The sequence below is a fragment of the Promicromonospora sp. NPDC059942 genome, assembly GCF_042731755.1.
In the GTDB taxonomy this organism is placed as follows: Bacteria; Actinomycetota; Actinomycetes; order Actinomycetales; family Cellulomonadaceae; genus Promicromonospora.
Genome location: NZ_JBHWLR010000002.1, coordinates 193,127 through 215,562, shown reverse-complemented (window position 1 = coordinate 215,562; position 22,436 = coordinate 193,127). Strand labels below are relative to the sequence as shown.

At 74.5% G+C, this 22,436-nt stretch carries 25 protein-coding genes and 1 riboswitch; of the genes, 12 read left to right on the top strand and 13 right to left on the bottom strand.

Annotation, left to right across the window (positions count from 1 at the left end):
• Positions 1-35 precede the first annotated feature (35 nt).
• The gene (locus ACFV9Q_RS03510; protein WP_377233173.1) at positions 36-629 is read right to left on the bottom strand and encodes a MauE/DoxX family redox-associated membrane protein; all 594 of its coding nucleotides are present in this window, start codon (positions 627-629) and stop codon (positions 36-38) included.
• Between the two features lie 333 nt (positions 630-962).
• Positions 963-1,184 (bottom strand): hypothetical protein, encoded by a 222-nt coding sequence (locus ACFV9Q_RS03505; RefSeq protein WP_377233172.1) that lies wholly within the window; start codon positions 1,182-1,184, stop codon positions 963-965.
• Positions 1,185-1,608: 424 nt separating this feature from the next.
• On the opposite strand from ACFV9Q_RS03505, the gene ACFV9Q_RS03500 reads away from it, so the two are divergent.
• The 3 genes from ACFV9Q_RS03500 (at position 1,609) to ACFV9Q_RS03490 (ending at position 3,355) form a co-directional block, all read left to right on the top strand.
• Complete coding sequence (locus ACFV9Q_RS03500) at positions 1,609-1,806, top strand: hypothetical protein (RefSeq protein WP_377233171.1); 198 nt, start codon at positions 1,609-1,611, stop codon at positions 1,804-1,806.
• Positions 1,807-1,909: 103 nt separating this feature from the next.
• On the top strand, positions 1,910-2,527 hold the full coding sequence (locus tag ACFV9Q_RS03495; protein WP_377233170.1) for a hypothetical protein: 618 nt from the start codon (positions 1,910-1,912) through the stop codon (positions 2,525-2,527).
• Between the two features lie 48 nt (positions 2,528-2,575).
• Positions 2,576-3,355 (top strand): ABC transporter permease, encoded by a 780-nt coding sequence (locus ACFV9Q_RS03490; RefSeq protein WP_377233169.1) that lies wholly within the window; start codon positions 2,576-2,578, stop codon positions 3,353-3,355.
• On the opposite strand, the gene ACFV9Q_RS03485 is transcribed toward ACFV9Q_RS03490, so the two are convergent.
• Genes ACFV9Q_RS03485 through ACFV9Q_RS03460 form a run of 6 tightly spaced genes read right to left on the bottom strand, consistent with a single transcriptional unit; the run spans position 3,343 to position 7,863 of the window.
• Positions 3,343-3,672, bottom strand: a complete 330-nt coding sequence (locus ACFV9Q_RS03485) for a CHY zinc finger protein (protein WP_377233168.1) — start codon at positions 3,670-3,672, stop codon at positions 3,343-3,345. The genes ACFV9Q_RS03490 and ACFV9Q_RS03485 overlap by 13 nt on opposite strands.
• Positions 3,669-4,265: an energy-coupling factor transporter transmembrane component T family protein gene (locus ACFV9Q_RS03480; protein WP_377233167.1), complete on the bottom strand. Its 597-nt coding sequence runs from the start codon at positions 4,263-4,265 to the stop codon at positions 3,669-3,671. Before ACFV9Q_RS03480 ends, ACFV9Q_RS03485 begins: the two co-directional genes overlap by 4 nt.
• Positions 4,259-4,945: an energy-coupling factor ABC transporter ATP-binding protein gene (locus tag ACFV9Q_RS03475; RefSeq protein ID WP_377233166.1), complete on the bottom strand. Its 687-nt coding sequence runs from the start codon at positions 4,943-4,945 to the stop codon at positions 4,259-4,261. The genes ACFV9Q_RS03480 and ACFV9Q_RS03475 overlap by 7 nt, the downstream gene beginning before the upstream one ends.
• Complete coding sequence (locus tag ACFV9Q_RS03470) at positions 4,942-6,069, bottom strand: thiolase family protein (RefSeq protein WP_377233445.1); 1,128 nt, start codon at positions 6,067-6,069, stop codon at positions 4,942-4,944. Before ACFV9Q_RS03470 ends, ACFV9Q_RS03475 begins: the two co-directional genes overlap by 4 nt.
• A gap of 22 nt (positions 6,070-6,091) precedes the next feature.
• Positions 6,092-7,210 (bottom strand): class I adenylate-forming enzyme family protein, encoded by a 1,119-nt coding sequence (locus tag ACFV9Q_RS03465; protein ID WP_377233165.1) that lies wholly within the window; start codon positions 7,208-7,210, stop codon positions 6,092-6,094.
• Positions 7,207-7,863 carry a biotin transporter BioY gene (locus ACFV9Q_RS03460; RefSeq protein ID WP_377227549.1) on the bottom strand — a complete coding sequence of 219 codons (657 nt, stop codon included), beginning with the start codon at positions 7,861-7,863 and terminating at the stop codon, positions 7,207-7,209. The genes ACFV9Q_RS03465 and ACFV9Q_RS03460 overlap by 4 nt, the downstream gene beginning before the upstream one ends.
• 60 nt (positions 7,864-7,923) lie before the next feature.
• Between ACFV9Q_RS03460 and ACFV9Q_RS03455 the strand changes: the two genes are divergently transcribed.
• The 4 genes from ACFV9Q_RS03455 to ACFV9Q_RS03440 are packed head-to-tail and all read left to right on the top strand — an operon-like array spanning position 7,924 to position 11,189.
• Entirely contained in the window at positions 7,924-8,586 is a 663-nt protein-coding gene (locus ACFV9Q_RS03455; protein ID WP_377233164.1) for a TetR family transcriptional regulator, read from the top strand.
• A 12-nt stretch (positions 8,587-8,598) separates the two neighbouring features.
• Positions 8,599-9,333 carry a CYTH domain-containing protein gene (locus tag ACFV9Q_RS03450; protein ID WP_377233163.1) on the top strand — a complete coding sequence of 245 codons (735 nt, stop codon included), beginning with the start codon at positions 8,599-8,601 and terminating at the stop codon, positions 9,331-9,333.
• 34 nt (positions 9,334-9,367) lie between these two features.
• Positions 9,368-10,309: an RNA polymerase sigma factor gene (locus tag ACFV9Q_RS03445; protein WP_377233162.1), complete on the top strand. Its 942-nt coding sequence runs from the start codon at positions 9,368-9,370 to the stop codon at positions 10,307-10,309.
• A 55-nt stretch (positions 10,310-10,364) separates the two neighbouring features.
• Entirely contained in the window at positions 10,365-11,189 is an 825-nt protein-coding gene (locus ACFV9Q_RS03440) for a GNAT family N-acetyltransferase (protein WP_377233161.1), read from the top strand.
• Positions 11,190-11,233: 44 nt separating this feature from the next.
• Here ACFV9Q_RS03440 and ACFV9Q_RS03435 read toward each other — a convergent pair whose 3' ends face one another.
• From ACFV9Q_RS03435 to ACFV9Q_RS03415, 5 genes are all read right to left on the bottom strand, one after another.
• Positions 11,234-12,790 (bottom strand): glycosyltransferase family 39 protein, encoded by a 1,557-nt coding sequence (locus tag ACFV9Q_RS03435; RefSeq protein ID WP_377233160.1) that lies wholly within the window; start codon positions 12,788-12,790, stop codon positions 11,234-11,236.
• 106 nt (positions 12,791-12,896) lie between these two features.
• Entirely contained in the window at positions 12,897-13,691 is a 795-nt protein-coding gene (locus tag ACFV9Q_RS03430) for an energy-coupling factor transporter transmembrane component T family protein (RefSeq protein WP_377233159.1), read from the bottom strand.
• Positions 13,688-15,622: an ATP-binding cassette domain-containing protein gene (locus ACFV9Q_RS03425; RefSeq protein WP_377233158.1), complete on the bottom strand. Its 1,935-nt coding sequence runs from the start codon at positions 15,620-15,622 to the stop codon at positions 13,688-13,690. Before ACFV9Q_RS03425 ends, ACFV9Q_RS03430 begins: the two co-directional genes overlap by 4 nt.
• Positions 15,612-16,238, bottom strand: a complete 627-nt coding sequence (locus ACFV9Q_RS03420; RefSeq protein ID WP_377233157.1) for an ECF transporter S component — start codon at positions 16,236-16,238, stop codon at positions 15,612-15,614. The genes ACFV9Q_RS03425 and ACFV9Q_RS03420 overlap by 11 nt, the downstream gene beginning before the upstream one ends.
• Positions 16,235-16,891, bottom strand: coding sequence for a YkoF family thiamine/hydroxymethylpyrimidine-binding protein (locus tag ACFV9Q_RS03415; RefSeq protein ID WP_377233156.1), 657 nt, complete (start codon positions 16,889-16,891; stop codon positions 16,235-16,237). The genes ACFV9Q_RS03420 and ACFV9Q_RS03415 overlap by 4 nt, the downstream gene beginning before the upstream one ends.
• 58 nt (positions 16,892-16,949) lie before the next feature.
• A riboswitch (TPP riboswitch) is annotated at positions 16,950-17,058 on the bottom strand.
• Positions 17,059-17,218: 160 nt separating this feature from the next.
• On the opposite strand from ACFV9Q_RS03415, the gene ACFV9Q_RS03410 reads away from it, so the two are divergent.
• From ACFV9Q_RS03410 to ACFV9Q_RS03390, 5 genes are read left to right on the top strand one after another with little or no spacing between them, the layout of a single operon-like run.
• Entirely contained in the window at positions 17,219-18,322 is a 1,104-nt protein-coding gene (locus tag ACFV9Q_RS03410) for an ABC transporter substrate-binding protein (RefSeq protein WP_377233155.1), read from the top strand.
• Positions 18,319-19,176, top strand: coding sequence for an ABC transporter permease (locus ACFV9Q_RS03405; protein ID WP_377233154.1), 858 nt, complete (start codon positions 18,319-18,321; stop codon positions 19,174-19,176). Before ACFV9Q_RS03410 ends, ACFV9Q_RS03405 begins: the two co-directional genes overlap by 4 nt.
• Entirely contained in the window at positions 19,152-19,952 is an 801-nt protein-coding gene (locus ACFV9Q_RS03400) for an ABC transporter ATP-binding protein (protein WP_377233153.1), read from the top strand. Before ACFV9Q_RS03405 ends, ACFV9Q_RS03400 begins: the two co-directional genes overlap by 25 nt.
• A complete protein-coding gene (locus ACFV9Q_RS03395; protein ID WP_377233152.1) occupies positions 19,949-21,325 on the top strand; it encodes an LLM class flavin-dependent oxidoreductase in 1,377 nt (458 codons plus the stop codon). Before ACFV9Q_RS03400 ends, ACFV9Q_RS03395 begins: the two co-directional genes overlap by 4 nt.
• Position 21,326: 1 nt before the next feature.
• Positions 21,327-22,412, top strand: coding sequence for an LLM class flavin-dependent oxidoreductase (locus tag ACFV9Q_RS03390; RefSeq protein ID WP_377233151.1), 1,086 nt, complete (start codon positions 21,327-21,329; stop codon positions 22,410-22,412).
• The last annotated feature ends 24 nt before the right edge of the window (positions 22,413-22,436 follow it).

Here is a 22,436-nt window from a genome sequence, read left to right as displayed (position 1 = left end):
GTCTCCGTTCTTGCTGGGTTCTCTGGGGAGAGGAGTCAGCGGACAGGTCCGCGCACGCCGGACCGGACCGGTGTACGAGGCACGAGCAGGTCGATGACGTCGTCGAAGAAGAAGGTCAGCGCCGTGACAGCGACGGCACCGAGGACCGCGAGGGCGGCGTGGCCGGGCGTCGAGAGCATGGCGTTGTCGACTGTGCCCGTCGTCCGGGCCGACGCCGCGACACCGGAAACCGTCAGGCCGGTCAGCACGAGGTTGCGGCCCACGTGCGCCCAGCCGAGCGGCGTGGTGCTCGCGCCGAAGCACGAGCACGTGACCGAGCGGCCTGTGACGGCGGAGTACAAGGCGAGCCCGGTGAACCCCACGAGCAGGAGCGCAGCGACGACCAGCGCGGGCAGGACGAGCCGGGGGACGACCGTGCTGAGCAGCAGCGCGCCGCCCACCAGGACCTCGACCCCGACATGGAGTCGCGACATCGCGGCGGCGGGTAGGTGCCGGAGCGGTTTGGGCGCCCTGCCGAGCACCGTCGCCCAGGTGTTCCGGTTGGCGTCGCCGCGCAACTTGGCGACACCGGACGTGAGCAAGACGCCGGCCACGGCGAGCTGGACGAACAGGACCAGGGTGACGAGCACATCAACTCCAGGGGTGGCGGGCGGTGGTCGGTCGCCGGCGCCGGTCACTGTGCCCGGCGCCGGCGGTCGTGGTCAGCAGCAGCCTGTGCTCACCCACGAGTTGCAGCCCGAGCAGGACGTCCCGTCGTAGCAGTCCCGGTGCTCGCGCCACCCTCGGTACCAGACGTTGCCGACTTCGCAGAAAAAGTTGGTATTGCACCGCGTCTGGCGAGTTCTGACGCAGACGGCTTCGGCAGTCTGCTGCGGCGCTACCTTCTCGAGGACCAGGTCACCGAGCTGCGTGAAGAGGTTGCTCATCTCAGTCCTTCGTTCGTCGTGATCTCTTGCTGGCAGTCAGCAACAGCCGTTGTCGGCCCAGGCGGTGCAGCTGGGCGGGCAGGAACCCGTGTAGCAGGCGCGCCGCTGACGGTTGCCCGTCGTCTGCGGCTGGGCACGACACCTTTCGCTGGACTCGCACCGGTACTGGTAGTTGGTGATGCAGACGGCCTCGGCCGTCTGCACGGGGGCGACCTTCTGGAGGATCGCTTCGCCGAACTGCGTGAACAGCTTGCTCATCCCACTCCTACTTTCTCCGCGGTTGCCGACGACGCCGTGTGAACCAGTCCATGACCGAGGCCACCAGGAACGACGCGCCGGCAGCTGCACCGACAGTTCCAACGGCCGGCACAGAGTCGGTTCGGCGTCGTCCAGCGACGGATGTCGTCGCACAAGAAGAGTGGTCGGCCGCGCTATGGCGAACCTATGGTCGATCTGTACGCGGGCACGACGGCGCCCTCAGCTACGAGAGGCATGGCAGGCGTGGCGACCCGACCCGCGCCTCCTGATCGACGTCGAGGGGCGGGTACATCGCCCGCCGAGCCCATCCAGTGGGTCAGCTCGGTCGGCGACAACGCGGAGTTGACCGTGTCCCAGGGTCACGGACTTCACTGGTCCGGGAAGGCGGTGAAGGCAGAGACCCCGCACGACGAGAGGACCCACGATGCCCAGCACCATGTCGCTGCCAGGCTGCGACGAGCAGCTCCGCGACGCCCTGGACGACGCGATCCGCGCCAGGACAGTCACCGACGCGGAAGCGGACACGTACCTGTGGCTGCTTCAGGCGAACCCGGGCCGGTACGAGACCTTCGGTGACCTCATCGAGGTCGTTCGCCAGGTGCTCACCAGCCCGCCGGGCTGACGAGCGCGTCCCAGGTACTTGACCGTGCCCTTGCGACATGGTCTGGAGTAGCGCTCGGCCGTCCGGTCCGGCGGCCCTGTCGACCACTTCATGGAGCATGAGCATGCGACTCTTCCGGCACGCCCTCCAGACCATCCAGGCGAATCGCCGCGCGTATCTCGCCCTGAACGCGATCCTGTACGGCTCGGTCCTCGCCGGCTTCGGGGCGGGCCTGCTCTTTCCCGACCTGACGGCCGCGCAGACGGAGTCCTTCCAGAGCAGCGACTCGGCCGACCTGATCCGGTCCCTGCTCGAGAGCCCCTGGCTGTTCGCCCTCGTGATCCTCGCCAACAACGTCCTGCGCGCCGGCCTGCTCAACCTCGTCCTGCCGTCGATGATCGTGCCGTTCGCGGGCATCGTCTGGTACGTCTACGTCCTGTTCACGGTCGGCCTGATGCTCGCACCGGCCGACCGGGACGGCTGGCTGACGCTCGTCCCGCACTCGCTCACCGTGGTCATGGAGGTCCAGGCCTACGTGCTGCTCTCGCTCGGTGTCTACCTCCTGGGCAGGGCATGGATCCAGCCGCGGACCGTCGGTGCCGGGAGCCGCCGGCAGGCCTACGCGCACGGGCTGCGTCAGCTCGGCGTGCTGAGCCTGCCGGCGCTCGCGCTGCTCGTGGTGTTCGCGCTCTACGAGGCGTTCTCCGTCGTCTACCTCGTGCCTCTGCTGACGGAGGGCTGAGCGCGCAGCCACCGGCTCGGCCGGGTGCTCGCACGGCATGCTGGTCCCATGGATCCGGTAGCCGTCGTCGTCGCAGTGTCCGTGCTGGCCGCGCTGGCTTTCGCGATCGTGGCCGTCCTGCGCCTGGAGTCACCGTGGTTGCAGCCGATCGCGATCGGGCGGGCGGTGCTGCAGCTCGGGCTGCTGAGCCTCGTCCTGACGGGGGTGCTGGCCGACGGCGTGTGGGTGGGCGTCTTCCTGGCCGTGATGGTCGGCGCCGCGACGGCGGTCGTGCTGCGCCGGGCGCGGCTCCCCTGGCGCGACGCGCCGCGCCTGGCCGGTGTGCTGCTCGTCGCGGCGGCCGTGCCGATGGCGGTGGTGTTCGCCACCGGTGCGCTGCCGCCGGAGCCGCGCTACCTCCTGGCGGTCGGCGGGATCGTGGTGGGCAGCACCATGACCGTCAGCTCCCTGATGGGCCGGTCGCTCGCGGCCGCGCTGGTCACCGACCGGGACGAGATCGAGGGGTGGCTCGCGCTGGGCGCCACGCCCCGGACGGCCGCCCTGCGCGCCGTGCGCACGGCGGCGTCCACCGCGCTGATCCCCTCGACCGACCAGACCCGCACCACGGGCATCGTCACCCTGCCCGGCGCGTTCGTCGGGGCGGTCTTCGCCGGCTCGCCCCCGCTGGAGGCGGCCGGCTTCCAGCTGATCGTGCTGGCCAGCATCCTGGCCGCCGGCGCGATCTGCGTCGCGGCCCTGGGCTGGCTGCTCGGCGCGCCCACCCAGCTGCCGGACGGCGGCGCGGACGCCGGCCCGGCCACGCGTCCGGGGCGGCGCTACTCGAAGTAGGTCGGGTAGTGCGCCGCGCAGCGCGGGTTGAACGCGGCGGCACACCGCGGGCAGGACGGCGCCCCGCGGTACCCGTCGATGGTCAGCTCCGTCCGGCACACCCCGCAGAGCACGGCGCGCTCGTGGCCCGATCCCGCGGGCCACGGACGCGAGCCGTGGTCGGCGGTCTCGTCGTGGCAGAGGTGGCACGGGTAGTACCGGCCGCAGCACGCGAACCGGATCGCGATCACGTCGAGCTCCGTGCGGTAGTGCACGCAGCGCGTCTGCTCGTCCACCGTCGGCCCGTGCACCGTCGGCCCGTGCACCACCGGGCTCATCGCACGCCCCGGGCGGTCAGCGCGTCGCCTAGCGCGTCGGCGTGCTTGAGCGCGACAACGAGGAACGGCATCGCGAAAAGCCGCAGGCTCCGCCCGCCGCCCCGGGCCCGCTGCGCCTCGCGGACCTCGCGCTCGATCCTCGCGAGCACGGGCAGGGTGCTCACCGTCACCGCCACCGTCAGGGCGGCCCGGTCGGGATCGATCCGCAGGAGCGCGAGCGGTCTCAGCGCCCGTTCCAGCACGTCCAGCAGCTCGCCGAGCGGCGTGGTCGACGTGAGCAGCCCGCTGATCACCACGGCCGCGGTCACCCGGGCGACGTTCGCGACGGCGTCCTCGGGGCCGGCGAACACGAGCTGCCCGGCGGCGATCACCACGATCATCCACCGCACGACGACGAGCTGCCGGACGAGCTCGCGCATCCCCGCTCCCCGCACGGCGTAGCAGCCGACGCAGACGACCGCGGTGACCGCGGCGCCCCACCAGCTCGCCGGGAGCAGGCACACACCGAGCACGACGAGCAGCAGCACGACGGCCTTGGGCCCCGCCGGCATCCGGTGCCAGGGGCCGTCGCCCGGCCGGTACAGGGTCAGCACGCGAGCGCCTCCTCGTAGGCCGCGACGATCGCGTCGGGGGCTCCGACGGCGGCGATCGTGCCGTCCTGCACCAGGACCGCCGTGTCGCACCGCCGGGCCAGGGCGAGGTCGTGCGTCACCAGGAGCAGCCGGTGGTCGCCGTCGGCGAAGAGGTGGTCGGCGACCCGCCGGGCGTTGCGCGCGTCCAGGTACGCCGTCGGCTCGTCGGCGATCACGAGGTCGGGGCGGCGCACGAAGGCACCGCACAGCGCGAGGAGCTGCTTCTGCCCGCCGGACAGGTCGTGCGACGCCCGGTCCGCGACCTCGTCGAGGCCGAACCGGCGCAGGGCCTCGTCGACCCGCCGGTCCCGCTCCTGCCGGGGCAGCTTCTCGGGACGCAACGAGAACGCGACGTCCTCCGCCACGGTCGGCATGACGATCTGGGTGTCCGGGTTGCTGAACACTACGGCGACGCGACGGCGCAGCCGGGCGGCGTCGCGGGCCGGGTCGAGGCCGAGCACGCGGACCGTCCCGCTCGTGGTGTGGGCCAGCCCGCCGACGAGCCGCGCGAGCGTGGACTTGCCCGACCCGTTCTCGCCGACGACGGCGACGGTGCGCGCGTCGAGCGAGCACGTCACGCCGCGCAGCACGTCCGTGTCCCCCAGGCGCACGTGGACGTCGTCCAGGTCGAGGTAGCTCATCGGACCACCTCGACGACGGCCGCGACGCCCATCCCGCCGCCGACCGAGGCGGCGGCCACGCCGAGGGTCCCGGCCGGCGCGCCCGCGCGGACCAGCCGGCTGAACAGCCGCACCATGGCGACCGCGCCGCTGGCGCCCCACGGGTGGCCGAGCGCGAGCGCCCCGCCGTCGGCGCAGACCCGCGGGTCGTCGTCGGCGAGACCGATCCGGTCGAGCACCGCCAGCGACTGCGCCGCGAAGGCCTCGACGATCTCCACCGCGGCGACGTCGCCGATCCCGGCGCCGGCGGCGTCGAGCGCCGCGAGCACGGCCGGGGCGGCGCCGATCCCCGGCAGGGCCGGGTCGCAGCCGACGACCGCGTGCCCGCGGACCACGAGGCCCGCGGCGTCGCCCCGGAGGCGGTGGGGCACGATCGCGACCGTCGCGGCGCCGTCGCTGATCCGCGTCGACGTCCCCGCGGTGACGGTGCCGCCCGGGAAGAGGGGGCGCAGGCGGGGCAGCAGGGGTTCGGCCACGCCGATCGAGTCGTCGGCGAGCACGCCGCGCAGGGGCGCGAGCTCGGCGTCGAACCGTCCGGCGTCGCGGGCCGCGCGGGCCCGCTCGTGGCTGCGGGCCGCGTGCGCGTCCTGCCGCTCCCGGGTGATCGCGTCGGCCCGGGCGAGGTCCTCGGCCGCCTCGACCATGTCCGGATCGGGCCAGCCCGACGGCGCGAACGGGGCCCGGTCGTAAGGTGTGCCGTCGACCGACCTGGTCGGGGCGGTCGACGCGCTCTCGACGCCGCCGGCGATCCGGGGCCGGTCGTCGCCGGCGCGGATCGCGGTCACCGCGTCCAGGACGGCGGCCAACCCGCTTCCGCACTGCCGGTCCACGGTCACGCCCGGCACGCCGACGCCGAGCCCGGCGGCGAGCGCGGCGACGCGGGCGGGGTTGCCGCCAGGCCCCATGCAGTTGCCGAGCACGACGTCGGCGACGTCGAGCGCCCGGCCGGTGGCGGACTCGGCGTCGGCCAGGGTGGCGCGCAGGACGGGGCCCGCGAGCTGCTCGGCCCTGACCTGGGCGAACGCCCGGCTGCGGGTGCCGATGGGGGTGCGTCGCGCGGCGACGACGACGGGCAGCTCGGACATGCGCTGCCCGGACACGTACTGCTCAGACAAGCCGGCTCACCTCGCCCGTGCCGACCTGGCGCAGCACCTCGGCGCGGGCCGGCTTGCCGGACGTGGTGCGCGGCAGTGGTCCCGCGAACCACACGCGGGGCCGGTGGGCGGGCGCGAACCGGGTCTCGGCCAGCGAGCGCAGCCGGCCCGCCGTGGGCGCCGGGGCGCCGTCGGCGGGCTCGACCATCGCGGCGACGAGCGCGCCGACCCGGGGCGTGGGGAGCCCGAAGACGACGGCGTCGGCGATCCCGGGGAGCGTGCGCAGGCCCGCCTCGACCTCGTCGGGGACGACGGTGGCGGACGCGGTGAGGATGGCGGCGTCCGCCCGCCCGCGCACGGTCAGGGTTCCGTCGTCGTCCAGGGTGGCGAGGTCGCCGACGGTGCTCCAGGCGCCGTCGGTGCGCAGGGGGCCGGGCTCACCGAGGTAGCCGAGGGCGGTGTAGGGCGAGCGGACCCACAGCTCGCCGTCCCGCACGTCGATCTCCACCCCGGGGAAGGCCCGCAGGCCACGGCCCTCGTCGACGGCGACGAAGGAGAGCTCCGCCGCCCCGTAGTACGCGACGACGCGGATGCCGCGGGACTCCGCGTCCGCGCGCAGCCGCGCGTCGAGGTGGGAGCCGCCGACCAGGGCCGTCCGCAGCCGCGGGGCGGCGCCGGCGTCGAGCAGGGCGCGCAGCGCGTGGGGCGTGCCGTGGAAGAGGGTGGCCTCCTCGGCGCCCCGTCCGCCGGGAAAGACCGGCCGCGGCCCCCCGCCGAGGGCGTGCGCCAGGGAGAACAGCGTGAGGGACGACGCCGGCGGGGCGGGCAGCAGGATCTCTTCTTTGGGCCCCTGGCCGGCGAGCAGCGCGGACACCGCGGCGAACGACCGCTCCCACGACGCGGCGGTGCGCAGCACGACGCGCGGGGTCCCGCTCGTCCCGGAGGTCAGGGCGGCCCAGGCCGCGCCGTCGGGGACGGGGGCGTCGGCGGTGAGGTCGCGCACGGCGGACCACTGCGCCGCGGGCCACCGGTCGTCGCCGACCAGGGGAACGTCCCCGTCGTCGCGCACCGCGCGGATGCTGTCGAGGAGCTCGCCGGACGCACCCCGCAGCACCCTGATGCGTGCGGTCATCGGGTCGCGTCCGGTGCCGGGGAGTCGGGGGCCGGGGCGTCCGGGGCCGCGACGCCGTCACGCCGCGGCGGGAGCCACGTGCGGCGGAACGCGCGCGGGTACGCGCGCAGAAGGGTCGTGACGGTCAGGGTCGCGAGCGTCGCCTTGACCAGGTCACCGGGGAGGAACACGAGGCTGGTCAGCGCGGTCTCGCCCAGGGACAGCCGGGTCACCAGGCTCTGCACGGGGATGCCGAACGCGTAGACGACCACGATGCCGCCGACGACCGTGGCGACCGCCGTCCGCCAGACGGCCGGCCTCCGGGCGGAGGAGTGCACGATCAGGCCCGTCACGAACGCCCCGGCGACCCAGCCGGCCAGGTATCCCGCGGAGGGTCCGACGAAGACGCCGAGGCCGCCCCGCCCGCCGGCGAGCAGCGGCAGCCCGACCGCGACGAGGGCGAGCAGCACGACCATGGACAGCGCACCCAGCCGCGGGCCGAGGACGGCGCCGGCAAGCATGACACCGAACGTCTGTGCCGTGATCGGTACGGCGCCGAGGACGCTGAAGCTGCCCGGCAGACCGAGCGCGGCGACGACGGCGACGAAGACGGCCAGGCGCGCCATGTCCCTCGCATCGAGGGCCCACGGTCGTGATCTGTGGTCGATGGACATTCACTCACCTCCTACCTGAACGCTGTTCACCTGAACAGCGTTCGACAATATAGTGACCTCATGGCCGTTTCGGGAAGCTCGCGTCGACGAAGCCGCGACGACGTCGCCGAGACGGCGCTGCACCTCCTGGACGAGTACGGTCTGCCCGACCTGACCATGCGACACCTGGCGACCGCGCTCGGCGTACAGCCGAGCGCCCTGTACTGGCACTTCCCGAACAAGCAGGCGCTGCTCGCGGCCGTCAGCGAGCGGATCCTCGCGCCGATGGCCGAGATACCGAGCGACAGGACGTCCATGCACGAGGCCGTGCGCGTGGTCGGGACGAGGATGCGCGAGTGCCTGCTGGCGCACCGGGACGGCTCCGAGCTGGTGTCGAGCTCGCTCGCCCTCGGACTGGTGAGCTCACCCGTGCGGCCGCACCTGCTCGACGCCGCTCGTGTCCACGGCGTGCCCGACGCGCTGGCCGAGGTGGCCGCCGAAGCGGTCATGCACTTCGTGGTCGGCTTCACCTTTCACGAGCAGCAGCGCCTGGCCGCGGACCAGCTCGGGCTGCTGACGGAGACCGACGCCTCGACCCTGGAGGGGGACCGCGTGGGCTCCCCCGTCGGCGGCGACTTCGCCGAGGCGCTGACGATGATCGCGCACGGCCTCGAGGTGTCGATCGCCCAGCACAGGGAAGTGGAGAAGATCAAGCGGGACGAATTTGCACGCACGGTCGGATGAGAAGAGGTCGCGTTGCGCGAGTGTGAGATCAAGTTTCAGATCCACGATGCGTCGAGCGCACTGGACCTCACCGAACGGCTGCTCGACCTCGACGGCACGGCATACACCGGCTCTCGCGAGGAGCTCGACTGCGTCGTCGACACCGAGGACCACGCGATGCGGGCCGCGGGAGTGCTGCTGCGGCACAGGGTCGTGCGCCGCAAGGACGGCGTGAGCGAGCTGATCACCCTGAAGACCGCGCGTCCGGAGACGGCCGCCGGGAACTGGCGGTTCCAGGACCACGAGGAGATCGAGTTCGAGGCGGACGGCTCCGGGAGCGCGGCTCGGACGTCGTCCCACATCGGCGACGAGGTTCGCCGGCTGTCGGGGGTGAGCGTCGAGGTACCGCGTTCGCCGGTCGGCACGCGCGCATGGTTGACCGTGCTCCGCACCCAGATCGGGCCGCTCCGCGTCCGGGCCCTGCTCGAGAAGCGTCGCTCGGTCTTCAAGGGAGAGGGCTGGGAGGTGTGCCTCGACCGCTTTCCGTCACCCATGGGCTCCTTCGCCGAGATCGAGGCGACGGATCCGGGCACGCTCCTCAGGGTTGCCGGGCTGCTTCACCTCGACACGGATGCGGGCGAGACCCGGACGTACGGAAAGATCCTGGGTGAGCGGAACGCGCACCGGCCCGCCGCTTTGCGGCGAGTCGCGCTGTTCGACGACAGCCGGAGCGACCTGGCGGACGTCCTGGAGCTACCCGCCCGATGAAGGGGACGCGGGGCTTCCCCCTATCATCGGCCGCGTGCTGAAGACCCACCCTCCCGGCGCCCCGTCCGACGGGGACCTGGTCCGCGCCGCGCGGGCCGGCGAGACGAGTGCGGTCGGCCTCCTGCTGGCCCGGCACCGGCCCGCCATGCTCGCGGTCGCGACCGGCGTGCTCGGTCACGTCCCCGACGCCGAGGACGCCGTCCAGGAGGCCGCGCTCGTGGCCCTGCTGCGGATCGACGACCTGCGGGACGTCGACGCGGCAGGGCCGTGGCTCCGGTCCGTCGTGCGCAACGCGTGCAGGATGCGGCGGCGGGCGCGGTCCGACCTGCCCCTGGACGAGCAGCACGCGGACCGGCTCCCGAGCGTCGAGCCGGACCCCGCGGACCTGCTCGACCGGTACGCCAGCCGCGACTGGCTGTGGGCCGCCCTCGGCGAGCTGCCCACGGACCTGCGCCTGACCCTCGTGCTGCGGCACCTCGGCGGGCTGCCCGCCTACCGCGACATCGCCACGACCCTCCAGATCCCCGTCGGCACGGTCCGCAGCCGGCTCGCCGAGGCCCGACGGCGCCTGGGGACCGCGTTGCTCGCCACCGCCGAGGACGCGCACGACGACGTCGCCTCCGTGACCCGCGCCCGGCGCGGCGAGGCCGCCGAGCTGCTGGCGGCGGCCGACCGCGGTGAGCTCGGCTCGGTGCTGGGCGAGGGCTGGTCGCCGCTCGTGGAGTCGACGTGGCCGCGCGGGCACACCACGACGGGCCACGACTACATCGTGCGGGCCCTGGCGGCGGACGTCGCCGACGGCGTGCACCATCGGCTCGCCGACGTCGTGGCAGGTCATGACCTCGCCCTGTGGGAGATCGAGCTGCTCAACCCGCCCGAGGACCCGGACCACTGCCCGCCCGGCGCGCTGTGGGTGCTGCGCCTGGAGGACGGCCTGGTCCGCCGGGCCCACCTGTTCCACCGCCCGCGGAAGTGACGCACGTCACTCCCCTCGCGCCGAACTTCCTGGCGCCGGCGAGCATCGTGCAGGTGTGAACACACGGACGACGGACCCGACCGAGCTCGCCGAGAGCGTCGAGGCCGAGATGATGTACCGCTACGAGACGAACGCCCCGGCCCTCGCCCAGGAGGGGCTCGGGATCGCGACGACCCGGATGGGCGGCGGCGTGGTGCTGTCCGCCCGCCTCGACCCGTTCGACTACTGGAGCAAGGCGCTCGGGTTCGGGTTCGCGGAACCCGTCACGCACGACCTGGTCGACCGGGTGGTCGCCTTCTACCGCGAGCAGGGCACGCCCACCGCCGTCCTCCAGGTGGCGCCGTCGGTGCTGCCGCCCGACTGGGCGCAGATCCAGGAGGCGCACGGGCTGCAGGCGGCGGGGTCGTGGCTGAAGCTCGCGTCGCCGATCGGCGACGTCCGGGCCGAGGCCGACACCGACCTGCGGGTGGGTCCGGTCGGCGAGGCCGACGCGCACGAGTGGGCCTCCGTCGTCTCCCGGGCCTTCGGCATGGAGATTCCCGCCATGGTCGCGATGCTCGCCGAGAGCGTGCGGCACCCGGCCGCCACCCCGTTCGCCGCCTGGGACGGCGACACGATCGTGGCCGGCGCGAACCTCTACGTGCACGGCTCGGTCGCCTCGCTGAACTCCGGCGCCACGCTGCCCGACCACCGCGGCCGTGGCGCCCAGTCGGCGCTGATCGCCGCACGACTGGCCGCCGCGCGGGCCGCCGGCGCCGGCTGGGTGGTCGCCGAGACCGGCGAGCCCGCACCGGGCGAGGCGAACCAGTCGCTGGCCAACCTGCGACGCGCCGGCCTGCAGGTCCGCTACGCACGCCAGAACTGGCGCTGGCGCGCCTGACGCCGAGGCCCGCACCGGGCCGGGCCGGCCGGGGTCACCCCGGGTCAGTCCAGGTGCCGCAGCTCCGGCCACAGGACGGCCCAGCCGCCCACGGGGCTGCGGCACTCCAGGATCGACACGCCCTGTTCCTCGTTGTCGACGTCCATGCCATTGTCGAGCCGCCCCCGGACCGCGCACTCCTCGAACCGCTGGTCCCAGGCACCGGGGGCCTCGGTGAGGACCAGGGCGACGGTCGAGGACGCCGGGGGCGGACCGTACTCCCACAGCTGGTTGTGCCCCGAGTACACGGCGGGCAGCCCGAGCCCGGGACCGTACCGGTCCACGGCCCCGGCCTCGCCGTAGTTCTGCGTCAGGACGACGGTCCGGTCGCGGTCCTCGGCGGGCAGCGCCGCGTGCACGTCGGCGACCTGCCGTACGTACTCGGGCCAGCCGACGGCGTCCTGCGCGGCGGAGTTGATGTCGGGGACCGGCGTGCTGCCCAGGGCCGCCACGGGCACCAGCGGCAGGCTGATGACCAGGCAGATCACCGCGTTCACCGCCACCGTCACGACGACCGTCCGCCGCCAGGTGGTCCCGGCCCAGTCCACGACCGGCACGCAGCCCGCGGCGAACAGCACCGACAGCAAACCGGTCGCGTAGTACGTCTGGGACCCGGCCAGGTAGGTGAACGCGAGCAGCACCGGGTAGGCGACCACCAGGAAGCGCAGCAGGGGCCGACGGCGCCACAGCCACACCAGCCCCACGAGCCACACCAGGGCCAGCGGCGGACCGAGCGTGAGCAGCTGGAACAGCCACATCTCGGAGCGCACGTCGACGGCGTTGTTCTCGCCCAGCGCCGCGCCCATCGCGAGCTGCGGCCAGCCGTTCGTGGCCTGGAAGACCAGGTTCGGCAGGCCCACGAGGAGCGCGACGACGGCGCCGGCCCACGGCCACGGTGTCGCGAGCGGCCACCGGTCCGGGGCGGCGGACCCGCGCAGCGTCCGCCACGGCCAGGCCACGACCAGCCCCAGCAGGATCGCGCCGAGCAGCGCCACCACCAGCAGCTTGTTGTACAGCGCGACGCCCGTGACCAGCCCGGCGACCAGCCACCAGCGGGGGTCGCGCTGCACGGCCCGGATCACGCACAGCAGGACCGCCGGCCACATGAGCAGGTCCAGGCTGGAGGTGAGCAGCGTGTGGCCGAACGCCACGGGGATCGCCGCCGTGCCGTAGCCCCAGGCGGCCAGCGCCTGCGCTCCCGCGCGCCCGCCCAGCTCGCGGGCGACGAGCGCGATCACGACGACCGCGGCCAGGTGCGCGAGCGTCGCCGGGACGCGCATGACCAGCAGCGTGTCGCCGAACAGGTCGGCGAAGGTCCGCGCCAGCCACGGCGTGAGGGGCGGCTGGTCCACGTACCCCCAGGCAGGCTCCAGCATGCGGAAGTACAGCTCGTCGCGGTGATACCCGTACTGCGTGCTGGTCACGGTCAGCAGCACGCCCAGCACCAGCACCGCGGCGCCCACCGGGCGCCACGCCACGGCGGGCAGCGGGCCGGTGGGCCGGACCTCGGCGGCGTCGGCCGGGCCGCGGTGCGAGTCGGGTGGTGCGGACGCGTCCGCCATGGTCGGGAGCGTACCGACGGCGCCGGGCGGCGCGCCAGGAGACGCCGCGCCGGGAACCGGCCTGGCCAGAGCGTCGCCGGGCGAGCAGAACCGGCCGAGCCGCCCGTCAGAGCCGGAGGTCCACCACCGCGGCCGCCACCCAAGCGGCCAGCACCACCAGCACGAGCACGACGTCGGCCGGGCCGACCGGGACGGGACGCCACACGGTGCGGGGGCGCTCGCCGAGGCCACGGGACTCCAGCGCCAGCGCGATGCGTTCGGCCGACCGGATCGAGGTGACCAGCAGCGCGAAGGCCGCCCGCCCGGCGTCCGGCAGGCCGAAGCGGGGACGGCCGCGCCGCAGGGGCGCACGCACCGCCTGCGCCGCCCGGATGGTGGCCCACCGCGCGGGCATCGCCGTGAGCATGCGGTGGCCCGCCAGCACCGGGTAGGCGTACCGAGGGCTGAGGCGGGCGTGCTGCACCAGGCTCACCATCAGGTCGCGGGGCGGTGTGGAGGCCAGGAACCCGATCGTGAGCACGCCGATGACGAGGCCGCGCAGCGCGAGGGCGACGCCGACCGTCAGCCCTTCGACGCTGACCGGCGCTCCCGGCACGAGCGGGGTGCCCGGCCGGCTGAGGCCGTTGACGGCGACCAGCCCCACGCCGAACACGACGAACGGCACCTGGCCCAGCACCAGGGTGCGCGGCGGGACGCGGGCGGCGACCCCGACCGCGACGACCGCGAGCGCCCAGAGGCCGAGCAGCGGGCGCGGGTCGAGGAAGCCGAGGGTGGCGAGCGAGGCGACCAGCAGGATCGCCGACTTGACCGTCGGGTTGCGGCGGGCCAGGTAGGGGGTGGCGGCCGTGGCCGGGTCGGTCGGGCGCGTTCCGGTCGCGGCGCGCGGCTCGACGGCCGTCATGTCGCCGCACCCAGCGCGAGGGCCCTGTCGTCCATGGCGCGCAGCACTCCGACCAGGTCCTGCGCGTCGCGCACCTCGCCGGCCAGCGCCCGGAGCAGGGCGGGTGGGCGCAGGCCCGCGCGCGCGAGTAGCGGCTCGTCGCGGAGCAGGTCGAGCGGGGTGGTATCGGCCAGCAGGGTGGCGTCGGCGAGCACGAGGACGCGGTCGGCGTAGCCCGCGACGGCGCGCAGGTCGTGGCTGGAGAACAGGACGCCGCGGCCGTCCGCCGCGGCGTCGCGCAGCGCCCGGAGCACGCTCACGGAGGCGTGCCGGTCCAGGCCGAAGCCGGGCTCGTCGGCGAGCAGGAACGGGTGCTCGTGCACGAGCATCGCGGCGAGGCTCAGGCGGCGCTTCTGCCCGCCGGACAGGCGGTACGGGTTGTGCTCGGCGAGCCGGCTGAGCCCGAAGCGGGCCAGCGCCTGCTCGACCCGGGGCGCGGCGTCGGGCGGCAGGCCGTGCGCCACCTCCTGGCGCACCGTCGTGGCGGTGAGCTGGTGCTCCGGGTTCTGGAACACGAGCCCGGCCCGGGGGCCGTGCACGCTGCCGGCGGCCGGCCGGTCGAGGCCCGCGAGGCAGGTCAGCAGCGTGGACTTGCCGCTGCCGTTGGCCCCGACCAGCGCCGTCGTGGTCCCCGGGTGGAGCTCCAGGTCGACCCCGCGCAACACCTCGCGCCGCCGTGCCCGGGGACCGCGCGCGACGGCGAGACCGCGGGCGCGGAGTGTGGGGCCGCCGTGCGGGGCGGGACGGGTCGCGACGCCAGACGCGGTCACGTCGCCGGACGCGGACCCGCCGTCGGACGCGGGCACGGCGTCGGACGCGGACTCGCCGTCGGACGCGGGCACGGCGCCGGACGCGGGCCCGCCGTCGGACGCGGACCCGCCGTCGGACGCTGACCGGGCGCCCGGCGCGCCGTCGTCCCGGCCGAGCTCCCGCAGCAGCCGCGCCGCCAGCGACTCGCCCGCGAAGTGCGCTTCTACCCAGTCATCGGGCCCGGAATCAGGCTGTTTTCGGGCCCAATGACTGGGTAGAAGCGCACCCTCGGATCGCGTCCCCGCCTCGCCCAGGAGCGCCCGGAGCTCCAGGTCCAGCGGGAGCCAGCAGCCCTCGCCCACGAGCTCGCGCAGCACGGGCACCGTGAGGTCGCCGACGGCGACGTCGTGCCGGACGCGCCCGTCGCTGCCGAGCACGATCCAGCGCTCCGGGAGCGCCTCGACCCCGGCATCGCCCGCGAGCTCGTCGAGGCGGTGCTCCACGAGCACCCAGGCGGCGCCGGTCTCCCGCCGCACCACGTCGAGGGCGCGCCGCACGGCGTCGATCCCGTCGGCGTCGAGCATGGAGGTCGGCTCGTCGAGCAGCAGCAGGCGCGGCGACGGCGCGATGGCCGCCGCGAGCGCCACGCGCTGCAGCTCGCCGCCGGACAGCTCCGCCGTCGCCCGTCCGGCGAGGCCCGAAGCCCCGGCCCGGTCGAGCGCGGTGCGCACGGCCGGCCCGATGAGGCCGGGGTCGACCGCGAGGTTCTCCAGCGGGAACGCGACCTCGTCGAGCACGTCGGGGAGGCAGACGCCGGACTCGGGGTCCTGCCCGACGACGCCCACGACGTCGGCCAGCCCCGCGATCCCCGCGCCGGCGACCGGCCGGCCCACCACGTGCACGACGCCGTCCACCTGCGCGTGCACGGCGTGCGGGACCGCGCCGTGCAGCATCCGCAGCAGCGTCGACTTGCCGGAGCCCGACGGGCCGAGCACGAGCACGCCCTGCCCGGCCTCGATCCGCAGGTCGACGGGGCCCACACCGTCGCCGGTGCCGTAGACCGCCTCCAGGCCGGCGGCCTCGACGACGGTCGCCCCGACGACGGCGGCCCCGACGACGGCGGCGGTGACGTCAGCGCTCACGGCGCGCCACGGGCCCGCGCAGGGCGGCGTCCGCCCGGCCGATCGCGAACTCGTCGAGCACCCCGGTGCCGTGCAGGCGGTCGACGATCACCTTGGCGAGCAGGCCGCCCAGCACGAGACCGGAGACGAGCTGCATGCCGAGGCGCAGCGCCAGGATGTCCTGCCCGTACCAGCCGAACCGGAACGCGGACCACACGAACACCAGCCCCGCGCCGAGCAGGCCCGAGAGTGCATACACGCCCCACCCGAACCGGCGGTAGCGGGTCAGCGCGAACGGGAGCTCGCTGCCGGCGCCCTGGATCGCGGCGGCCACCAGCAGGAGCGGCCCGACCGGGGAGCCCAGGAACACGACCTCGACGACGGACGCGATCACCTCGGCGATGATCCCCACGAACGGCTTGCGGATGATCGCGACGGCGATCGGCGCCACCAGGAGCCAGCCGCCCAGCAGCACGTGCTGCGCCAGGTCGCCGGCCGGTCCCATCGCCACCGCGAGCCCGTTCCACGCCTGCACGAGCGCCCAGTACAGGAACCCGAACACCACGCCCAGCATCACCATGAGCACGATGTCGCGCAGCGGCAGCCGCGCGCGGCGGCGCTCCGACGTCCCGCTCATCGGGCGCCGCCCGCGTGGCTCGGGCTGTTCACCGAGAGGGTGAGGTGGCTGGTGACGTGCTGCACCGTGCGGCCGGCCAGGACCCAGCCGGCGAAGGCGCTGGCGAGCACCCGTCCGGCGTCGCCCTCCAGGCGGGTGACGAAGTGCTGCGAGCCGCGGAACGTCCCGTTCTCCTTGGCCAGGTCGATCGCGGCGTAGATGTCGCGCATGTGGTCCGGCGTGACGTCCGCGCGGACGTCGTCGGCCAGCGGGTACAGCGCCCACTCCGCCGTGACGAAGCGGCCGGTGTCGCGGCCCTGCGGCACCTCGGTGACGCGCGGGCCGGCCCCGCCGGGCAGCTCGCAGGCCACCTCGCCCGGGCAGCCCCGGGACAGGTGCACGGTGATCGCCGCGTGCCTGCCCGACGCCGCGATCCCGGCCGTCAGGTCGGTCACGTACCGCAGCAGGTCGGCCTCGGCGCCGCCCACGTAGGTGCTCACGTCGCCGGTCTCGACGACCAGCCCCGTGGTGTCGGCCTGCCGCAGCGCGCCCAGGATCACGTCGACGTAGTCGTCCGACATCACCGCCGCGGTGATCCGCGCGCCGACGCCGAAGCGCATCGGGTCACCGCGCAGCTCGGCGGTGTCGTCGGTCGTGGTGGCGTGGTCTGCCATCGGGGTGCTCCCTGTCCGTCGGATCTCCGTCGGCACAGGAGGACGGGGACCCTACGGCCCCACGTCCTGAGTCGCTTCCTGCGCCGGCATGATCCGGGTCAGGTTCAACGGTCGGAGTTCGAGTACTCCCTCTCAGCCCGGCATACCGGACTCCCGTGCACTGCGCCCACCGTAACAGCACGCATCGCACCACCTGGACATTCCGCCCGGGCGCCCCCAAGTGTCCGCATAGTGAGAGCAATCGCCCAGGCTCTGGTCAAGCCCGGGACGCGCACCTATACCTCGCGGTCGTCAGGAGACACCCGGCCCCGACGATCGGACGCCCTCATGCCCCTCCGCACACCCGCCAGAGCGGCCTCGCGCCGCCCGACGAACCACCGCACCGCCGCCGCTGCCGTCGCCCTCTTGCTCCTCGCCTCCGGCTGCGCCGTCGGCGCGCAGGCCGACGACGACGGCGCTGGCAACCTCTCCCCCGACGCCGCGCTGCCCACCGAGGTGCCCGCGGGCACCACGCTCGCAATCGGCGACCCCACGACGCAGAAGGCCTTCGAGCTCGCCGGCGACGCGATCGACTCGGACTTCGACTTCGAGATCGAGTGGGCCAACATCTCCGGCGGCCCGCAGACCATCGAGGCGTTCAACGCGGGGGTGCTGGACATCGGCGCGGTCGCCGAGATCCCGCCGATCCACGCGGCCTGGACCGGGCTCGACGTGCAGATCTACGCCTCGCAGTACCGGGAGGACTGGGCGGAGCACCCCGTCTACGAGCTCGCCGGCGCTCCCGGCGTCGAGCTGGCGGACCTGTCCGACCTGCGCGGCAAGCGGATCGCGTTCAGCCCCGGGCAGGCCCAGGGCGCGCTCGTCCTGAAGTCCCTGCGGGAGGCGGGGCTCGGTCAGGACGACGTCGAGCTGGTCGAGCTGCCGTCCACGGGCGACGTGTATCCCACGGCGCTGGCCGCCGGTGAGGTCGACGTCGCCCCGGTCGGCGGCACCGCGCTGCTGCGCTACCTCGACAAGTACGCGACCGACGGCGCGACGTCCCTGCGCCACGGCCTGCGGGACGACCCGAGCCACCTCTACGGCCCGACCGACGTGGTGCGCGACCCCGCCAAGGCGGCCGCGCTGCGCCAGTACGTCACCGCCTGGGCCCAGGCACGGGTCTGGATCTACGAGCACCCCGAGATCTGGAAGGAGAAGTACTACGTCGAGGACCAGGGGCTGACCGAGGACGACGCGCAGTACCTCATCGACACCGCGGCCCGGCCCGAGGTCCCGGCGGACCTCACCGACGGGATCGAGCGCACCCAGGACACGATCGACCTGCTCGCCGGTGAGCTCGACCGGCCGGAGCTGCGCGCCGCCGACCTCTTCGACGAGCGGTTCGGTCCCGTCGCCGGCGAGGCCGCCGAGCAGGCGTGGAGCACGTCGTGACCGCCGTCGTCCAGGCCCGGCCGGCCGCCGCCGCCGGGCGGCCGGCGACCGCGCCGGGGGCCGACGTCCGCCCGGGGATCCGCCGCCTCGGCCTGCGCAAGCCGGTGCCGCTGGCCGCCGGCTCCGGCATCGCGCTGCTCCTGGCGGTCTGGGCCGCAGGCTCGGCCACCGGGCTCATCGACCCGCGGGTGCTCTCGGCCCCGTGGACCGTGGTGACCACCGCCGTCGACCTCGCGGTCGACGGCAACCTGCTGGAGAACCTGGGCGTCTCGCTGGCGCGGGCCGCCCAGGGCCTGCTCTGGGGAGTGCTGGTGGGGGTCGTCCTCGCCCTGCTCTCGGGACTGAGCCGCGTCGGTGAGGCCCTGCTCGACGGGCCGATCCAGGTCAAGCGCGCCGTCCCGAACCTCGCCCTGCTGCCGCTGCTCATCCTGTGGTTCGGGATCGGCGAGGAGATGAAGGTGATCACGATCGCCCTCGGCGTGTTCATCCCCGTCTACATCCACACCCACAACGGGCTGCGGTCGATCGACAAGCGGTACGTCGAGCTCGCCGAGACCCTCCGCCTGAGCCGCCGGCAGTTCGTCACGCGCGTGGTGCTGCCCGGCGCGCTGCCCGGGTTCCTGCTCGGCCTGCGCTTCGCGGTGACGGGCTCGCTGCTCGCGCTCGTCGTCGTCGAGCAGGTCAACGGCACCGCCGGCATCGGCTACATGATGGAGCTCGCGCGCACCTACGGGCAGACCGAGGTCATCGTCGTGGGCCTCGTGGTCTACGGCGTCCTGGGCTACACCGCGGACTGGTCCGTCCGCCTGCTGCAGAGGAAGGCGCTGACATGGCGACGCACGCTGGAGGACTGACCACGACCACCGGGCGGCCCGCCGGGACGGGCGGCCCCGGACGCCCCGCCGTCGTCGTGCGCGACCTGGTGCGGACCTACGGGACGCCCGCCGGCGTGCTCAGCGGGCTCGACCTGGAGATCATCGAGGGCGAGTTCGTCGCGATCCTCGGCCGGTCCGGGTCCGGCAAGAGCACGCTGCTGCGGGCGCTCGCCGGGCTCGACCACGACGTGCGCGGATCGGGCGAGGTGCAGGTACCCCGGAACGTCTCCGTCGTCTTCCAGGACTCCCGGCTGCTGCCCTGGGCACGCGTGCTCGACAACGTCGTGCTGGGCTACGAGGCCCCGCCGGCCGAGGCCCGCGCGGCCGGCCGCGCCGCGCTGGCCGAGGTGGGGCTCGCCGGGCGCGAGCGGGCCTGGCCGAACGAGCTGTCCGGCGGCGAGCAGCAGCGCGTGTCGCTGGCCAGGTCGCTGGCCCGCAGCCCGGAGCTCCTGCTCGCCGACGAGCCCTTCGGCGCCCTCGACGCGCTGACCCGGCTGCGCATGCACGACCTGCTGCGCGACCTGCTGCGGCGGCACCGGCCCACCGTCCTGATGGTCACGCACGACGTCGACGAGGCGATCGTGCTGGCCGACCGGGTGGTCGTCCTCGACGCCGGCCGCATCGTGCTGGAGCGCCGGACCCCGCCCGGCGCAGCGCAGGACACCTCGCACGACGCCCTCGACCACGAACCGCACCGCACGCTGCGCGCCGAGCTGCTCGACGCGCTCGGCCTGGACCGAGAGGACACCCCATGACCGCGAACCACCGTCCCGGACGGCTCAACCTCAACGCGTTCCTCATGAGCAGCGGGCACCACGAGGCGTCCTGGCGCCTGCCGGAGAGCAGCCCCGACGCCACCGGCCACGACATCGCCCACCTGCGCCGCCTCGCCCTGATCGCCGAGAAGGGCAAGCTCGACTCGATCTTCTTCGCGGACGGGCCGGGCCTGCAGGGCGACGTCGGACGGCGTCCCTCCGGCACGCTCGACCCGCTCATCGTCCTCACCGCCCTCGCGACGGCCACCGAGCGGATCGGGCTCATCGCGACGGCGTCGACCACCTACAACTCGCCGTACAACCTCGCACGGCGGTTCGCCTCGATCGACCACGTCTCCGCGGGCCGCGTCGGCTGGAACGTGGTGACGACGGCGGGACCGGAGATCGCCCGGAACTTCGGCCTGGACGACCAGCCCGCGCACGCCGAGCGCTACGCGCGGGCCGCCGAGTTCCTGGAGGTCGCCTACAAGCTCTGGGACTCGTGGGAGGACGACGCGATCGTGGCCGACAAGGCCGCGGGCGTCTGGGCCGACTCCGCCAAGATCCACCCGCCCGAGCACGTCGGCCGGCACTTCTCCGTGGCGGGCGCGCTCAACGTGCCGCGGTCGCCGCAGGGCCGGCCGCTGATCGTCCAGGCCGGGTCGTCCCAGGACGGCAAGGACCTGGCCGCGCGGCACGCGGAGGCCGTCTTCACCGCCCACCAGAGCCTCGGCGACGCCCAGGCGTTCTACCGGGACCTCAAGGCGCGCGCGGTCGCTGCGGGCCGGGACGCCGACGGGGTGCGGATCCTGCCCGGCATCGTGCCGGTGATCGGGTCGACCGAGGCCGAGGCCCGCGCCAAGGAGCGGGAGCTGGACGAGCTCATCCGGCCGGAGTTCGCGCAGCGCCAGCTCGCCCGCACCCTGCGGCTGACGCCCGAGGACCTGCCGCTGGACCGCGAGCTGCCGGCCGACCTGCCCGACGAGGACGAGATCGAGGGCGCGAAGAGCCGCTACACGCTGATCGTGGAGCTCGCCCGCCGCGAGCGGCTGACGGTGCGGCAGCTCATCGGCCGGCTCGGCGGCGGACGCGGGCACCGCACCTTCGCGGGCACCCCGGAGCAGGTCGCCGACGCGCTGCAGGAGTGGTACGACGCCGAGGCCGCCGACGGGTTCAACATCATGCCCGCCGCGCTGCCGTCCGGACTGGAGCAGTTCACCGCCCACGTGCTGTCGATCCTGCGCGAGCGCGGGCTCTTCCGCGGCGAGTACGAGGGCACCACGCTGCGCGAGCACTACGGGCTGGACCGGCCGGCCAACCGGTACGCGACGACCCGGCGCCCGGCGGCGCTGAGCACCACGACGGGAGCCTGACATGGCCGACGACATCCTCTGGTACATCCCCAACCAGACGCACCCCGGCCACCGCGGGGACGACGCGACCCACGGGCACAACAGCCTCGACACGCTGACCGAGCACGCCACGCAGCTCGAGAAGCACGGCTGGGACGGCGCCCTGCTCGGCACGAGCTGGGGCCGACCGGACACGTTCACCGTGGCCACCGCCCTGGCCGCCCGGACCACGACGTTCGAGCCGCTGATCGCCGTCCGGCCGGGGTACTGGCGCCCGGCGCACCTTGCCTCGGCCGCGGCCACGCTCGACCACCTGACGGGCGGCCGCGTGCGGATCAACATCGTCTCGGGGCAGGACCACCTGGCCGCGTACGGCGACGCCGAGGGCGACCAGGCGCACCGCTACGCGCGCACCCGGGAGTTCCTGCAGATCGTGCGGCGGCTCTGGACGCAGGAGTCGGTCACGTACGCCGGCGAGCACTTCCAGGTCACCGACTCCACGCTGGACCAGCGCCCGGTGTCCCGGCCCGGCCGCCCCCACCCGCGGCTCTACTTCGGCGGCGCGTCGGCGGCGGCCGAACGGGTCGCCGCCGCGGAGGCGGACGTGCAGCTCTTCTGGGGCGAGCCGCTGGACGGCATCGCGGAACGGATCGGCCGCCTGCGCGCCCTGGAGGCCGAGCTCGGGCGCGAGCACGCGCCCCTGGAGTTCGGGCTGCGCATCACGACGCTCGTGCGGGACACCACCGAGGAGGCGTGGGCCGACGCCGAGGCGAAGGTCGCCCGGCTGGCCGCGCAGGCGAACCACGAGCAGCCCGGCGGCCGCCCGTGGGGCAGGGCGTCCGCCGTCGGACAGCGCCGGCTGCTGGAGCTGGCGGAGCGGGGCGACGTGCTGGACGACATCCTCTACACGGCGCCCGGCCGCGCCGGTGGTGGTGGCGCCGGGACGACCTGGCTGGTCGGGACGGCGCAGGAGGTCGCCGCCGCGCTGCGGAGGTACGAACGGCTCGGCGTCACCCACTTCGTGCTGTCCGACACCCCGTACCTGCCCGAGATCGAGCGGCAGGGCAGGGAGCTGGTGCCCCTGCTCCGCGGCGAGCAGGAACCCTGACGGACCGGTTCGCCGCGCACGCCG